The organism is Streptomyces sp. NBC_00461 (assembly GCF_036013935.1).
GTDB lineage: Bacteria > Actinomycetota > Actinomycetes > Streptomycetales > Streptomycetaceae > Streptomyces.
Genome location: NZ_CP107902.1, coordinates 4,459,374 through 4,473,382, shown reverse-complemented (window position 1 = coordinate 4,473,382; position 14,009 = coordinate 4,459,374). Strand labels below are relative to the sequence as shown.

Here is a 14,009-nt window from a genome sequence, read left to right as displayed (position 1 = left end):
TGACGGGCGCTACCAGGCGAAGGCCTCCGGAGAGGGCCCCGGGCCCGGGAAGATCTCGTCCAGGCCGGACAGCAGTTCCTCGCTGAGCTCCAGCTCGACCGCGCGCACGGCCGACTCCAGCTGCTCGGCGGTGCGCGGGCCGACGATCGGGCCGGTCACGCCGGGCCGGGTGAGCAGCCAGGCCAGGGCGGCCTCGCCGGGCTCCACGCCGTGCTTCTCCAGCAGGTCCTCGTAGGCCTGGATCCGCGCGCGCTCGGTGGGGTTGGCGAGGGTGTCGGCGGCCCGGCCGCTCGCCCTGCGCCCGCCCTCGACCTCCTTCTTGATGACACCGCCCAGCAGCCCGCCGTGCAGCGGCGACCAGGGGATGACCCCGAGCCCGTACTCCTGCGCGGCCGGAATGACCTCCATCTCGGCGCGGCGCTCGGCGAGGTTGTAGAGGCACTGCTCGCTGACGAGGCCGATGGTGCCGGCACGCTTCGCTGCGATCTCGTTGGCCTGGGCGATCTTGTAGCCGGGGAAGTTGGAGGACCCGACGTACAGGATCTTGCCCTGCTGGACCAGCACGTCGATCGCCTGCCAGATCTCCTCGAAGGGAGTGCTGCGGTCGATGTGGTGGAACTGGTAGACGTCGATGTAGTCGGTCTGCAGCCGCTTGAGGCTGGCGTCGACCGCGCGCCGGATGTTCAGCGCGGAAAGCTTGTCGTGGTTCGGCCAGGCGGCGCCGTCGGCGGCCATGTTGCCGTAGACCTTGGTGGCGAGGACGACCTTGTCGCGGTGAGCGGCGCTCTTGGCGAACCAGGTGCCGACGATTTCCTCGGTACGGCCCTTGTTCTCGCCCCAGCCGTACACGTTGGCCGTGTCGAAGTAGTTAATGCCCGCGTCCAGCGCCGCGTCCATGATCGCGTGGCTGTCCGCCTCGTTCGTCTGCGGTCCGAAGTTCATCGTGCCGAGGACCAGCCGGCTGACCTTGAGTCCCGTGCGTCCGAGCTGCGTGTACTCCATGACTCCCTAGCCAACGGCTTGGAGTGCGCTCTACGCAAGAGAGATCTTGACGCTAACCAATGGTTAGTGCTTTCCTGTGGGAAGCGTAAGCTTGAACTTTCAATATCCATCACCGGAGAGCCACATGCCCCCCACCACGTCTGCCCGCAGGACCCTTGTCGCCGTTGCCGTCTCAGCCGTGCTGCTGGGCGCCGCCGCCGTGCCTGCCGTGGCGTCCGCGCCGGTCGCCGGTTCCGGTACACACGCCGGTTTCGGTGCACATGCGGGTTCCGGCTACGACGCCTCCGCCCGCCTCGATTACCAGAAGGCGGTCGCCGCCGACGTCCTCAAGGGTGTGTTCGAGCGCGGTGACACCGCGGTCGTGGACCGTTTCGTACGGCCGGACTACATCCAGCACAATCCGCTGGCCGCGGACGGCGCGGAGACGCTGAAGGGCCTGGCCGTCTCGGTACACCGGCAGTTCCCCGACGCCACGTACGACATCAAGCGGGTGATCTCCGAGGGTGACCTCGTCCTGGTGCACTCCAACGTCGTCCTGACGCCGGGCACGCGCGGTTCCGCGGTCTTCGACATCTTCCGCTTCCAGGGCGGGAAGATCGCCGAGCACTGGGACACGGGGCAGGCCGTGCCGGAGAAGTCGGCCAACGGCAACGACATGTTCTCGACGGTGAGTTGGCCGCAGACGGTGTGTCCGGGTTCGCGTTTCCTCACCGCGTACAACGAGAAGCTGGTGACGGCTGCGGTCGATCAACTGCTGGTGAAGAAGGATCTGTCGGCGCTCGACCGGTACTGGGGGTCCGAGTACCACCAGCACAACCCGAACATCGCGGACGGTGTGGAGGGCGCGAGGTCAGGGCTCGGCGCGTACTTCAAGCAGTTCCCGCAGCTGACGGTCACGCCGAAGCGGGTCATCGCCGAAGGCGATCTGGTGGCGGTGCACAGTCACTACGTGAACGCGCCGGGGGAGCGGGGTCAGGCCGTGGTCGATCTGTTCCGGGTGCGGGGCGGGAAGATCGTGGAGCACTGGGATGTGCTGCAGGACGTACCGGAGAGCTCCGCGAACGGCAACGGGATGTTCTAGAGGGACTTCAGGAACGCCGACCAGGTGGCGGGGGTCAGGTGGAGAACGTCTGCGGCGGGGTGCTTGGAGTCGCGGATGTGGATGGTGGCCGGGGTGAGGGCTATTTCATGAACGAGAGAATCTCCTCCCCCTGGATCCCGACCTGGATCCCCGCCTCCGGTCACGCCCTGCGGCACGCCGGCATCCACTTCGACGCCATCCGTATCAAGGGTGAGCTGGGTGAACACGTCGCCACCGACCTGGTGTTGTGCACGGACTTCGACGCCGGGCCGATCCTCCGGGAGTTCACCGGCGAGCGGTACCTGTACTTCCTGTTGCCTCCGCAAACCGCATCCGGTTTCCGATGGCCGCCAGGCGTACGGGCGTTGACGCGCGGTGACGGCGCGCAGGCGTACGTGGGCGTACCGGCGCTGAGCGGGCAGACGTGGCCGTTGGGGTGGCGGTCGGTGCCGTCGGAACGGGTGCTGTTCGTGGCGGAGGAGTTGTTGGCGGAGGTGGTGGGGCGAGTCAGTCGGCCGTGCCCGCTGGTGCCACCCAAGCCATAGGCTGCCCGGTGACCGAAGCGATCATGTCGAAGTCGCCGTCGTAGTGCAGGACGACGGCATCGTGTCGTTCGGCCGTCGCCGCGATGATCAGGTCGGAGACCGAGAGTGCCTTCCAGTTGCCACCGCCGATGAGGAGGCTCTGGACTTCCAGTGCGCGATCCCAGGCCTCGTCCGGCGTCGTCAGCCAGTCGAAGCCGCGCATCTCGTCGCGGATCCGTTCGGCGTCTGCTTTGGACCGTGCGCTGTGCAGTACTTCAAGTTCGACCGCGCCGCACACCGCGAGCAGCCCGGCGTTGTGCAGCGGGTCGATGACGGCGCGGACCGCGGGCTTCGGATAGCGGGCCAGCGCCGATTTGTCGATCAGGTACAGGTCGGTCACGCTGCGCCCTGAGAGTCGGCCGGTGTCTCCACGGGCCCGGTGAGGTCGGGCAGTCCGCCTTCCGCCAGCCAGCTCAGGAACGACGCGCGCTTCCGACGCTTGATGGCGTCTTCGAGAGCCGCGTTCACGGTGGCGACCTTGGTGGTCGTCCCGAAGATCTCAGCGGCCTCGGCCAGCTTCTCGTCGTCGATGTCGATGACTGTTCGTGCCATGAGAGCCTCCCTGGGGTCCACCTCGGGAAATGATATCAATTTTTCGTTTGATTGATATCACGCGGCCGTGTGGGGCGGCGGTCTTCAGCTGCGAGAGGTGGCGTGCAGGGTGACGAACACGGCCCGGGCGCGGCTGTCGTCCGCCGCCTGCCACGCTCCGGCGACATGGCCGAGCACTCCCTCCGGCGGAAGCGGTGCGGGATCAAGGACCCGGTGCAGGCGGAGCAACTTGCCGTCTGCCGTGCGGAGTTCGGTGGCGTCGGCGGTGTCCGTGGCTGCGGAGAGGGGGCTTTCGAGGGTGGTGGAGTCACCGGTATAGGAGTGGGTGACCTCGTGGTCGGGGGTGTCGGTGAGGCTCTGGGCCTGCGCCTGGGCCCGGCCCTCGATCAGGGCAAGGAGCTGCGCGAGCAGCACCGGGTCGTGGCAGCCGTCGTAGGCCCAGCGCTTTCCGAGCACGCCGTGCTCCATGGTGCCGACGAGGGCGTGTTCCGCGCCGTCGAGCGGGGCCGCGCGGTAGGTGAGCGGCACCAGGTAGGCGGCCGGGGCGGAGCCCGAGGTGTCGGTGGCGACCATGAACTCGATGCCGACCTCGCCCTCCGGGTCGTCCAGTCGGAAGCCGCCTGCCTTGGTCAACTCCGGTGCGCCCGCGTCACCTTGGTACCAGGGGCGGGTGGGCAGCCAGGTGCTGAGCAGTTCCAGCTTGGTCGGCTTGAGCGTGGTGTGGTGAATGAGTGCCATGTGAACGGATTCTGTCAGCCGACTCGTGTTGGCGCCGGGCGATTTCGGGCTGTCCCCCGGTGCCGTGCTGGGGGTGCCGCCCGTGCGGAACAGGGGGTCAGTCGGGGCGAGTTACGCCGACGGCATCTATAGCGTCGACGTACATGAAAGACACGAAACATATGACAGACATGGAGACGGAGGGCCAGGAGCGGGGGCGTACCACCGGCCGGGGCGTGCTCGCGCTCGGCACCGTCGCGGCGGCCACGCCCTTCATGGGCACGGCATGGAGCGAACCCACGCTGCTGCGGCTGGCGTACGCGTACGAGCGGGCGAGCGGGGTACGGCGACCGCCGACGTATCGGGCGGCCGACGTGGGGTTCTGAGGGGGCGGTGTCAGTCGCGGGGGAAGGTGTCGGTCTTGAGGACGAGGTCGACGACGGTGCCGGTCAGGTCGATGTCGGTGCCGAAGTCCACAGGAGTCCGGCTCTCGTAGTCGCCGTCCTTGGGGTCGGTGTAGACGTAGCAGCGGCCCTGATAGGGATCGGCGATGATGTAGAGGGGGACCTCTGCCTCGGCGTAGGCGAGTTTCTTCGGGCCGTAGTCGTTGGCAGCCGTCCCCTTCGAGATGACCTCGGCCACGAACTCGACGTCCTGGTACCGCCAGTGGCCTTTGCCGTCCTTCTTCGCCGAGTCCTTGAGCAGGGCGACGTCCGGGCAGAAGCCGTTCTCGTGGCCCGGGAAGTCGATCCGGACGTCCGAGAACAATTTGTCCATCCCGAACTTCGCCGCGACTGCCCCCGCGATGCGGAAGATGATGCTCCAGTGAGTGTCCCGCTGCGGCGTCATATGAACGTTGCCCTCGACGATCTCGACCCTGAATCCTTCGGGGACGGGCATCCGCTCAAGGCGCTTGAACCACTCGTCCAGGCGCTCGGTGTTGGCGTCGGCGTCGGCCATGTCGATCCTGTCTTCCAGGACGGTCATCGTGGCGCTCCTCCCCGGCTGCCCACGAACAGGTGCAGCCGCGCCGTACAACGATACGCACGGTGACCAAGTCACCGGCCGTACAACGATACGCACGGTGACCAAGTCACCCTCTCGCCACGGGCGACATCCGTTCCAAGGACGCCGCCGCCGACTGGGCGCTCGAACGGCTGCCCGCCGAGCACCGGCCCCTGATGGCACGCGCGCGTGACGTCTTCCTCGGGGAGGAGCAGGAGCACTGGGACGATCTGCTGCCCGGGGTCCGCCTCCGGCTTCCTCGTCCGGGCCATCGAGGAGGCTCAGGCCTCGTAGGGCCCGCCCATGTCCCACGCCTGGTGCATCGCGTCCGCGAAAGCCGCCGCGATCTTGTGCTCGCCGCTCGCGTTCGGGTGGGTGCCGTCGTACGTGTCGAGGTTGACGTCGTACGACTGCGGGGGTGAGGCCAGGAGGAGTGGTGAGCGGGGCTCGTCCAGGTCGGCGACCGTCTTCCCGAGCAACTCGTTGAAGAGGGTGACCTGGGCCCCGAAGGGGGCGTCGTCGGCGGCGCGGACGTTCGGGATCACCGGCAGCATGACCATGCGTACGCCGGGCCGGGCCGCCCGCGCCTCCTCGACGAACCGGCGCACGTTCTCCCCCGTCTGTTCCGCGTTCGTGTAGAAGCCCAGGTCGATCAGGCCCAGCGAGACCAGGAGGACGTCCGCGCGCGAGGAGCGCACCGCCTCGCCGATCAGCGGAACCATGTGCTGCCAGCCCTCGCCCCAGCCGGCCAGGTGGGCACACGGGAAGTCGGGATCGGCGTACTCGTACGACGTCGGCGCGTCCGTCGCCTTGTCGTGCAGCGTCTCGCGCGGGCCGACGAGGGCGAACGGGCCGTCGTACGTGTCGCGCAGATGCCGCCACATGCGGTAACGCCAGGTGTGTTCTCCCGCGCTTCCGATCGTCATGGAGTCGCCGACCGGCATGAACCTGAGCATCCGCTCATGATGGACGATCGGCGAGGGATCAAAGGGACGGGTGGGATGTGAGGCCTGCCACGCGCCCCTCCCTGCGCCTCGCCGTCGAACGGCGGGCGGGGATGGCAGGCTTGGGGTCATGCGCCGACCGTTCGCTGTCCTTGCCGGGGTCCTGCTCGTGGGCGCCTTCGCCCTACCAGTCTCCACCGCCGCGCCTGCCTCCGCCTCCGACGGTGACGGCAAGGGCGACCAGGGGTTCACGATCAAGGACCCGCACATCACCGAGTCCAGCGGACTCGCCGCGTCCCGCCTCCACCCCGGCATCTACTGGACCCACAACGACAGCGCCGATGGGCCGTACATCTATGCCGTCGACAGCAGCACCGGCAGGACGGTCGCCCGGATCACCCTCAGTGGCATCGGTGCGCCGCGGGACGTCGAGGCCATCTCCATCGGCCCCGACCACCAGATCTACGTCGGCGACATCGGCGACAACCTCGGCGGCAAGTGGCCGTACGTCTGGATCTACCAGCTGCCCGAGCCGAAGAAGCTGGTCGACCAGACGGTCCGGGCCACGCAGTACATCGTCAAGTACGCGGACGGGGCCCGCAACGCCGAGTCGCTCGTCGTCGATCCGAAGACCGGGCGCCCGTACATCATCGACAAGAACGAGGACGGCGGGCACCTGTACGAGGGCCCGGCGAAGCTCTCTGCCTCCGGGACCAACATCTTCAAGCCCGTCGCCGCCGTCGACCTCTGGGCCACCGACGCCGCCATCTCCCCGAACGGCGAACAGCTCGCCGTCCGCGGCTACTTCGGCGGGATCTACTACGACTGGAACGGCGGGAAGATCAAGCGCAAGGGCCGGCTGGACGTGCCCCTGCAGGGTCAGGGCGAGTCCGTCACCTACTCCGCCGACGGTTCGAAGCTCATGTACGGCAGCGAGGGCAACGACAGCCCCGTGCAGGCGGAGGACCCGCCGGGCGGCGGCAGTGGCAGCGGCTCCAAGTCTCCGTCGGGAAGCGGCAGTTCGAGCGCTTCGGGCGCTTCGGGCGGTGGCGCGGGCGGCACCCTCAAGGTCGGCGCCCTCGCCGTGGCGGTCGCGGCGGCGGTGGTGTTCGGGTTCCGGCGGCTGCTGCGCCGTAACTAGTGCCGCAACAGGCAACGTTCGCCCCGTCGCGACGCCCGGCACGCACTCTCACCGCACCGGCCGAAAGCCCAAGTACGTCCAGTACGAGGACTTCCGGCCGGCACGCCGAGAGCACGCACCGGACGCCGCTCCTTGACGGGCAAACGTTCCCTGCCGCGGCACTAGGGCCCTGTGGCTGGCGCACGGTCCGGAAGCTCAGCCTCGACGTCCATCGCCTTTTGTCTTGACGTGTTCATGCAGCGCGGCTTCCATGGGAGGTGCCGGGTTGTGGGAGCGCTCCCACTCGTTCCGGGCCCGCGCCTCCCGATCTCCCGAGAGGAAGCAGCGACATGTTCCGCAGCCTGCGAAGAGCGCTGTGCGCCGTTGCCGCGGTGCTCCTGTTACCGCTGGCCGGTGCGCAGACGAGCCACGCGGCCGAGACCCCGGGCGCCGGTTACTGGCACACGAGCGGCCGTCAGATCCTCGACGCCGCCGGGCAGCCGGTCCGGATCGCCGGGATCAACTGGTTCGGGTTCGAGACCGCCAACCACGTCGTCCACGGCCTGTGGTCCCGCGACTACAAGAGCATGATCGACCAGATGAGGTCGCTCGGCTACAACACCATCCGACTGCCCTACAGCGACGACATCTTCAAGGCCGGCGCCGTCCCCAACAGCATCGACTTCAGCAGCGGCAAGAACGCGGACCTGCAAGGGCTGAACTCCCTCCAGGTCATGGACAAACTCGTGGCGTACGCGGGCAGGGACGGCCTCAAGGTCATCCTCGACCGGCACCGTCCCGACTCGGGCGGCCAGTCGGCGCTCTGGTACACCGCCGCCGTCCCCGAGTCGACGTGGATCACCAACCTCAAGGCCCTGGCGGCCCGTTACCGGGGCCAGGACGCCGTCATCGGCATCGACCTGCACAACGAACCTCACGATCCGGCCTGTTGGGGCTGCGGGGACACGGCGACCGACTGGCGGCTCGCGGCCCAGCGCGCCGGCAACGCGGTGCTCTCCGCCAACTCCGACCTGCTGATCTTCGTCGAGGGCGTGCAGACGTACGACGGCGTGTCGGGGTGGTGGGGCGGCAACCTGATGGGGGTGGCCCGGTATCCGGTGCAACTGGATGTCCCGAACCGGGTCGTGTACTCCGCCCACGACTACGCGACCAGCGTCGCCCAGCAGCCCTGGTTCAGCGATCCGGCGTTCCCCGGCAACATGCCGGGCATCTGGGACAAGTACTGGGGCTACATCTTCAAGCAGAACATCGCGCCCGTGTGGGTGGGCGAGTTCGGTACGACGCTCGCTTCGACGACGGACCAGAAGTGGCTCACGGCGCTGGCGAGTTACCTGCGGCCGACGTCGACGTACGGCGCCGACTCCTTCCAGTGGACGTTCTGGTCCTGGAACCCCAACTCCGGTGACACGGGCGGGATCCTGAAGGACGACTGGCAGACCGTCGACACGGTGAAGGACGGATACCTCGCGGGCATCAAGGCTCCCCTCTTTCCCAGTGGCGGAACGGGAGACGGGGGCGGAGGCGGTGGCGGCGGTGGGACCACGGCCGCCTGCAGCGCCGCGTACTCCGTCAGCAGCGACTGGGGCAGCGGATTCAACGCCGAGGTGAAGGTGACCAACACCGGGAGCGGCGCGATCGGTTCCTGGAAGGTGACCTGGACCTGGAGCGGGTCCCAGCAGGTGACCAGCATGTGGAACGCCTCGTACACCCAGAGCGGTTCGACCGTCACCGCGGTGAACGCCGCTCACAACGGGAGTGTGCCGGCGGGGGGTTCTGTGAGCTTCGGCTTCGGGGCCGCGCCCGGGGGCGGAGGTGTGCCGAACGTGACGTGCACGGCGGCGTGAGCAGCGGGCGCCCGGTACTCACCGGGCGCCCTCGTCGGCGATCAGATGCTCAGCCGCGCATCGGATGCTCAGCCGCCTGTCGGACGCTCAGCCGCGGACCGGCATGACGCCGTGGAGCCGGCGTGGTTTGGGGGCGTCGAGCATGCTGACGCCGTTGTAGCGGCGGCCCTGGAGGAAGAGCACGGGTGCGGCGACGAACGTGACGAAGACCGAGACGACGCTGACAGGGAACAGGGTCGGGAGCGACTGGCCCTCGGGGAGGGTCTTGCCGCCCTCGTGGATGGCGTAACCGAATGCCAGGAAGAAGACGATCAGGCTCAGGGCGGCCAGGACCAGCAGGATCGTGGCGGTCCGGCGGGTACGCGCCTCGTCGCGGACCTCGGCCAGCAGCGAGGCGTCGCACACGGGGCAGGTCAGCTCCACGGTCTGCTTGCCCGACTTCGGCCGGCGCACCCGGTAGTGGCTGTCACGCCAGGTGATCCGGCGGGTCCGGGTGAAGACGCCCGTCGTCTTGTCGCTGAGGATGTGGCGCACCGCAACCTGCACGGTGCCCGGTATCGGTCTGTTCATGCCACGGCCGTACCCAATGGTGAGGGCCCTGTCACCGACAGGGCCCTGCAACAAGCTGCGGATCTACGAGGTTTGACGAGGCGGAGGTGGGTTGGAACCTGGAGTTACAGCTTCTCGATCACGTAGTCGACGCACTTCGTCAGTGCGTCGATGTCCTCCGGGTCGATCGCCGGGAACATCGCGACGCGCAGCTGGTTGCGGCCGAGCTTGCGGTAGGGCTCGGTGTCGACGATGCCGTTGGCGCGCAGGACCTTGGCGACGGCGGCCGCGTCGACCTCGTCGGTGAAGTCGATCGTGCCGATGACCTGGGAGCGCTTGGCCGGGTCGGTGACGAACGGGTTCGCGTACTTGACGTCCTCGGCCCAGCCGTAGAGCGTGCGCGAGGAGGTCGCCGTGCGGCCGACCGACCAGTCCAGTCCGCCCTGGCCGTTGATCCACTCCAGCTGCTCGTTGAGCAGGAAGAGGGTGGCGAGGGCCGGGGTGTTGTACGTCTGGTTCTTGCGGGAGTTGTCGATCGCCGTCGGCAGCGAGAAGAACTCGGGGACGTGGCGGCCGCTCGCGTGGACGCGCTCGGCACGCTCGATCGCGGCCGGCGAGAAGACGCCGATCCACAGGCCGCCGTCGGAGGCGAAGGATTTCTGCGGGGCGAAGTAGTAGACGTCGGTCTCGGTGATGTCGACCGGGAGGCCGCCGGCGCCGGAGGTGGCGTCGACCAGGACCAGCGCGCCCTCGTCGGCACCGGCCACGCGCTTGATCGGCATGGCGACACCGGTCGAGGTCTCGTTGTGCGTGAAGGCGTAGACGTCGACGCCCGCCTCGGCCGCCGGCTCCGGGTGCGTGCCGGGGTCGCTCGCGATCACGGTGGGCTCGGCCAGCCAGGGGGCCAGCTTGGCGGCCTTCGCGAACTTCGAGCTGAACTCGCCGAAGTTCAGGTGCTGCGACTTGTTCTCGATCAGGCCGTGCGTCGCGATGTCCCAGAACGCCGTCGAGCCGCCGTTACCGAGGACGACCTCGTAGCCCTCGGGCAGGGAGAACAGCTCGGAGATGCCCTCGCGCACCTTGCCGACGAGGTTCTTGACCGGGGCCTGGCGGTGGGAGGTGCCGAGGAGGGAGGTGCCGGTCGCGGCCAGCGCGTCCAGCGCTTCCGTCCGCACCTTGGAGGGGCCCGCGCCGAAACGTCCGTCGGCGGGCTTGATGTCAGCGGGAATCTGGATCTCAGCCACGCAGTGAGGTTAGCCGCTGGGGGAAACCTGGGTGAAACCTCGTCCGTCGGGTGAGACGCGTGTCTCGGTGGGCGTCCCTGGGGGCTGCCGCCCGCCGTCCCTGGGGGCCGCCGCCCCCAGACCCCCGCTCGGCCTGAACGGCCTCGTCCTCAAACGCCGGACGGGCTGGAATGCCCGGACCGTCGGCTCAATTGCTCCGGTCGGCGGCTGGAGGGTGCCGACCATCGGCTGGTTGGCTGGACCCATGACGGATCTCGAGGCACGTTTGCGCGAGGTCGTCCGGGGTGAGGTGCGGTTTGACGTCGCCTCCCGGGCGCTGATGACCATGGACGCGTCCAACTACCGGCGGGTCCCGCAGGGGGTCGTCGCGCCTCGGGACGCCGATGACGTGGCCGCCGCGCTGGCCGTGTGCCGGGAGCACGGCGTGCCCGTCGTCGCCCGCGGGGGCGGTACGTCCATCGCGGGGCAGGCCACCGGCATCGGCGTCGTGCTCGACTTCACCCGGCACATGAACCGCCTGGTGTCGATCGACCCGGAGGCGCGGACCGCCGTCGTCCAGCCCGGGCTCGTCCTCGACCGGCTGCAGGAAGCCGCCGCGCCGCACGGGCTCCGGTTCGGGCCCGACCCCTCCACGCACAGCCGGTGCACGCTCGGCGGGATGATCGGGAACAACTCGTGCGGCTCGCATTCGGTGGCCTGGGGGACCACGGCGGACAGCGTGCGGGCGCTGGAAGTGATCACCGCGCGCGGGGAGCGGCTCAGCCCCGGGCAGGGGTGGGCCGGGGCGCCGCAGGGCCTGCGGGGCTTGGTGGAGGGGGAGTTGGCGCGGCTGCGCACCGGGTTCCCGGAGCTGCCCCGCCGTATCTCCGGCTATGCGGTGGACGCGCTGCTGCCCGAGAGGGGCGCGGACGTCGCCCGTTCCTTCTGCGGTTCCGAGGGCACACTCGGCGTGCTGACCGAAGCGGTCCTGCGGCTCGTCGAGGCGCCGCGCGCGCGTGCGCTGGCCGTTCTGGCGTACGCCGACGAGAGTGCCGCCGCCGAGGCCGCGGCCGGGCTGCTGCCGTACGGGCCGCTCACCGTGGAGGGGATGGCGGCGGACCTGGTGCCGCCCGCGTCCGCGGCGGGGCTGCCGCGGTGCGGGGCCTGGCTGTTCGTGGAGACGGGCGGCGAGTCGGAGGGGGCGGCACGCGCGCGTGCGGAGGCGATCGTGCGGGCCGCCGATGTCGTCGACTCCCTCGTGGTCACCGATCCGGGCGGGCAGCGGGCGTTGTGGCGGATCAGGGAGGACGCGAGCGGTACGGCGACGCGGATGCCGGACGGTAGCGAGGCCTGGCCGGGGTGGGAGGACTGCGCGGTGCCGCCCGCCAGGCTCGGCGGGTATCTGCGCGAATTCCGCGGGCTGCTCACCGCACACGGGCTGCGCGGCACTCCGTACGGGCATTTCGGGGACGGCTGCATTCACGTCCGTATCGACTTCGACCTGTTGAGCGCGGCGGGGGTCGGCCGTTTCCGGCGGTTCTCGGAGGAGCTCGCCGAACTCGTCGTCGCACACGGCGGCTCACTGTCCGGGGAGCACGGGGACGGGCAGGCGCGGGCCGAACTGCTGTCGAAGATGTACGGCGCGGGGATGGTGGGCCTCTTCGAGCGGGTGAAGGGCGTCTGGGACCCGGACGACCTCCTCAACCCCGGCATGCTGGTCCGCCCGGCCCCGCTCGACGCGAACCTCCGCTTCTCCGTCCTGCCACGCGAACCCGTCGACGTGGCCTTCGGATACCCGGCCGACGGCGGCAACTTCTCGGCCGCGGTGCGGCGGTGCGTGGGGGTCGCGAAGTGCCGTACGACGGCTGCCGCGGGCTCGTCCGTCATGTGCCCGTCCTTCCGGGCGACCGGCGAGGAGGAACACTCCACGCGCGGGCGTGCCCGGCTGCTGCACGAGATGCTCGCGGGCGAGCTGGTGACCGACGGCTGGCGGTCGACGGAGGTGCGGGACGCGCTGGACCTGTGCCTGTCCTGCAAGGGGTGCCGCTCGGACTGTCCGGTCGGGGTCGACATGGCCACGTACAAGGCGGAGTTCCTGCACCACCACTACGAGGGGCGCCGCCGCCCGGCCGCGCACTACAGCATGGGATGGCTGCCGAGATGGCTGCGGCTGGTGGAGCGTACCCGCACGGCGTGGCTGGTCAACGCCCTCGCTTCTGTCGGACCGTTGGCGGCGCTCGCCAAGCGGCTCGGCGGGATCGCGTCCGAGCGGCGGATCCCGCGGGTGGCGGGGGAGACGTTCAGCCGGTGGTACGGGCGTCGGGCCAGGGCGCAGGCTCGGCGGATGATCCGGCAGACGGGGCCGGAGTACGAGGAGAAGACGTCCGGCCCGCACGTCTTTCTGTGGCCGGACACCTTCACGGAGCACCTCTCGCCGGAGGTGGGGAAGGCGGCCGTGCGGGTCCTGGAGGCGGCCGGACTGGCGCCGGTCCTCATCCCCAGGACGGCCGGGTACGTCACGGAGACGGACGAGGACGGCAGCACGCCGTACGCCCTCCGGCACCTCACGGCCCGCCGGGAGCGCGTCTGCTGCGGACTGACCTATCTGTCGACGGGCCAACTGGACCGCGCCCGCGAGGTGTTGCGCCGCACGCTCGACCTGCTGGATCCGCTCCTCGGGCCCGATGCGGCCGGAGACGGCGGGCCGCGCCTCGTCGTCCTGGAACCGAGCTGTGCCGCCGCCCTCCGCACCGACCTGCCGGAACTCCTCTCCGACGACCCCCGCGCCGCCCGTCTCGCCGCGAGCGTCCTCACCTTCGCGGAAGCCCTGGAGCGGCTGGCCCCCGACTGGGCCCCGCCCCGCCTGGACCGCCCGGTCACCGGCCAGACCCACTGCCACCAGCACGCGGTCCTCGGCGACGACGCCGACCACCGTCTGCGCGAAGCGGCGGGCCTCACCGGGGAGTTGGCGGGAGGGTGCTGCGGTCTGGCGGGCAACTTCGGCTTCGAGAAGGGCCACTACGAGGTCTCGGCGGCGTGCGCGGAGGACCAGCTGCTGCCGGCGGTGCGCGAAGCACCCGACGCGGCGGTGGTCCTGGCGGACGGCTTCTCCTGCCGGACGCAGCTGGAGCAACTGGGCGGGGTGCGGGGGCGGCATCTCGCGGAGATCCTGGCGGAAGGGCTGGAGGGGGCTTGAGAGGGCTGGACGAGGACGGGCTGGAGGGCGACGCGCTGGAGGCGGGCGGGCTGGAGGCGGAGGGGCTGGATGTGGAGGGGCTGGATGTGGACGGGTGACGGACCGGATGCGGAGCCGTGGCCCGGGATCTCAGTCCTCTGAGTCCACTATGCGGGACAGCTGTAAAACGGG

At 69.7% G+C, this 14,009-nt stretch carries 15 protein-coding genes and 1 pseudogene; 7 read left to right on the top strand and 9 right to left on the bottom strand.

The genetic code is table 11. The features are described from left to right. Positions 1–9 precede the first annotated feature (9 nt). The gene (locus OG870_RS20865; protein ID WP_266516603.1) at positions 10–1,002 is read right to left on the bottom strand and encodes an aldo/keto reductase; all 993 of its coding nucleotides are present in this window, start codon (positions 1,000–1,002) and stop codon (positions 10–12) included. A gap of 124 nt (positions 1,003–1,126) precedes the next feature. On the opposite strand from OG870_RS20865, the gene OG870_RS20860 reads away from it, so the two are divergent. Continuing rightward, entirely contained in the window at positions 1,127–2,083 is a 957-nt protein-coding gene (locus tag OG870_RS20860; protein WP_266516600.1) for a nuclear transport factor 2 family protein, read from the top strand. Here the strand turns inward: OG870_RS20860 and OG870_RS20855 are convergent. Then, positions 2,080–2,247, bottom strand: a complete 168-nt coding sequence (locus OG870_RS20855) for a DUF397 domain-containing protein (protein ID WP_266583594.1) — start codon at positions 2,245–2,247, stop codon at positions 2,080–2,082. The two genes, OG870_RS20860 and OG870_RS20855, sit on opposite strands and share 4 nt — an antisense overlap. Here OG870_RS20855 and OG870_RS20850 point away from each other — a divergent pair. Next, positions 2,191–2,628, top strand: coding sequence for a hypothetical protein (locus OG870_RS20850; RefSeq protein WP_327691254.1), 438 nt, complete (start codon positions 2,191–2,193; stop codon positions 2,626–2,628). The genes OG870_RS20855 and OG870_RS20850 overlap by 57 nt on opposite strands. On the opposite strand, the gene OG870_RS20845 is transcribed toward OG870_RS20850, so the two are convergent. The 3 genes from OG870_RS20845 to OG870_RS20835 form a co-directional block, all read right to left on the bottom strand. Beyond that, the gene (locus OG870_RS20845) at positions 2,591–3,007 is read right to left on the bottom strand and encodes a PIN domain nuclease (RefSeq protein ID WP_266516593.1); all 417 of its coding nucleotides are present in this window, start codon (positions 3,005–3,007) and stop codon (positions 2,591–2,593) included. The two genes, OG870_RS20850 and OG870_RS20845, sit on opposite strands and share 38 nt — an antisense overlap. Beyond that, complete coding sequence (locus OG870_RS20840; protein WP_266516591.1) at positions 3,004–3,219, bottom strand: type II toxin-antitoxin system VapB family antitoxin; 216 nt, start codon at positions 3,217–3,219, stop codon at positions 3,004–3,006. The genes OG870_RS20845 and OG870_RS20840 overlap by 4 nt, the downstream gene beginning before the upstream one ends. A gap of 84 nt (positions 3,220–3,303) precedes the next feature. After that, positions 3,304–3,957, bottom strand: a complete 654-nt coding sequence (locus tag OG870_RS20835; protein WP_327691253.1) for a maltokinase N-terminal cap-like domain-containing protein — start codon at positions 3,955–3,957, stop codon at positions 3,304–3,306. A gap of 143 nt (positions 3,958–4,100) precedes the next feature. Between OG870_RS20835 and OG870_RS20830 the strand changes: the two genes are divergently transcribed. Next, a complete protein-coding gene (locus OG870_RS20830) occupies positions 4,101–4,322 on the top strand; it encodes a hypothetical protein (RefSeq protein ID WP_266583602.1) in 222 nt (73 codons plus the stop codon). A 10-nt stretch (positions 4,323–4,332) separates the two neighbouring features. On the opposite strand, the gene OG870_RS20825 is transcribed toward OG870_RS20830, so the two are convergent. Next, the gene (locus OG870_RS20825) at positions 4,333–4,923 is read right to left on the bottom strand and encodes a Uma2 family endonuclease (protein ID WP_266516583.1); all 591 of its coding nucleotides are present in this window, start codon (positions 4,921–4,923) and stop codon (positions 4,333–4,335) included. A 119-nt stretch (positions 4,924–5,042) separates the two neighbouring features. Between OG870_RS20825 and OG870_RS48200 the strand changes: the two are divergent. Then, positions 5,043–5,147 (top strand): annotated as a pseudogene (locus OG870_RS48200) (aminoglycoside adenylyltransferase domain-containing protein); the annotation flags it as partial. A 75-nt stretch (positions 5,148–5,222) separates the two neighbouring features. Here OG870_RS48200 and OG870_RS20815 read toward each other — a convergent pair. Then, the gene (locus tag OG870_RS20815; protein WP_327691252.1) at positions 5,223–5,897 is read right to left on the bottom strand and encodes a GDSL-type esterase/lipase family protein; all 675 of its coding nucleotides are present in this window, start codon (positions 5,895–5,897) and stop codon (positions 5,223–5,225) included. 118 nt (positions 5,898–6,015) lie between these two features. On the opposite strand from OG870_RS20815, the gene OG870_RS20810 reads away from it, so the two are divergent. Next, positions 6,016–7,026 (top strand): WD40 repeat domain-containing protein, encoded by a 1,011-nt coding sequence (locus OG870_RS20810; RefSeq protein WP_266516577.1) that lies wholly within the window; start codon positions 6,016–6,018, stop codon positions 7,024–7,026. Between the two features lie 329 nt (positions 7,027–7,355). Continuing rightward, complete coding sequence (locus tag OG870_RS20805) at positions 7,356–8,870, top strand: cellulase family glycosylhydrolase (protein WP_327691250.1); 1,515 nt, start codon at positions 7,356–7,358, stop codon at positions 8,868–8,870. Positions 8,871–8,957: 87 nt separating this feature from the next. Here OG870_RS20805 and OG870_RS20800 read toward each other — a convergent pair whose 3' ends face one another. Together OG870_RS20800 and serC are read right to left on the bottom strand one after the other, a co-directional pair. Further along, positions 8,958–9,440, bottom strand: coding sequence for a hypothetical protein (locus OG870_RS20800; protein ID WP_266516571.1), 483 nt, complete (start codon positions 9,438–9,440; stop codon positions 8,958–8,960). A 104-nt stretch (positions 9,441–9,544) separates the two neighbouring features. Then, a complete protein-coding gene (gene serC / locus OG870_RS20795; RefSeq protein ID WP_266516568.1) occupies positions 9,545–10,663 on the bottom strand; it encodes a phosphoserine transaminase in 1,119 nt (372 codons plus the stop codon). Positions 10,664–10,907: 244 nt separating this feature from the next. On the opposite strand from serC, the gene OG870_RS20790 reads away from it, so the two are divergent. Next, positions 10,908–13,838 (top strand): FAD-binding and (Fe-S)-binding domain-containing protein, encoded by a 2,931-nt coding sequence (locus tag OG870_RS20790; protein WP_327691249.1) that lies wholly within the window; start codon positions 10,908–10,910, stop codon positions 13,836–13,838. Positions 13,839–14,009 lie beyond the last annotated feature (171 nt).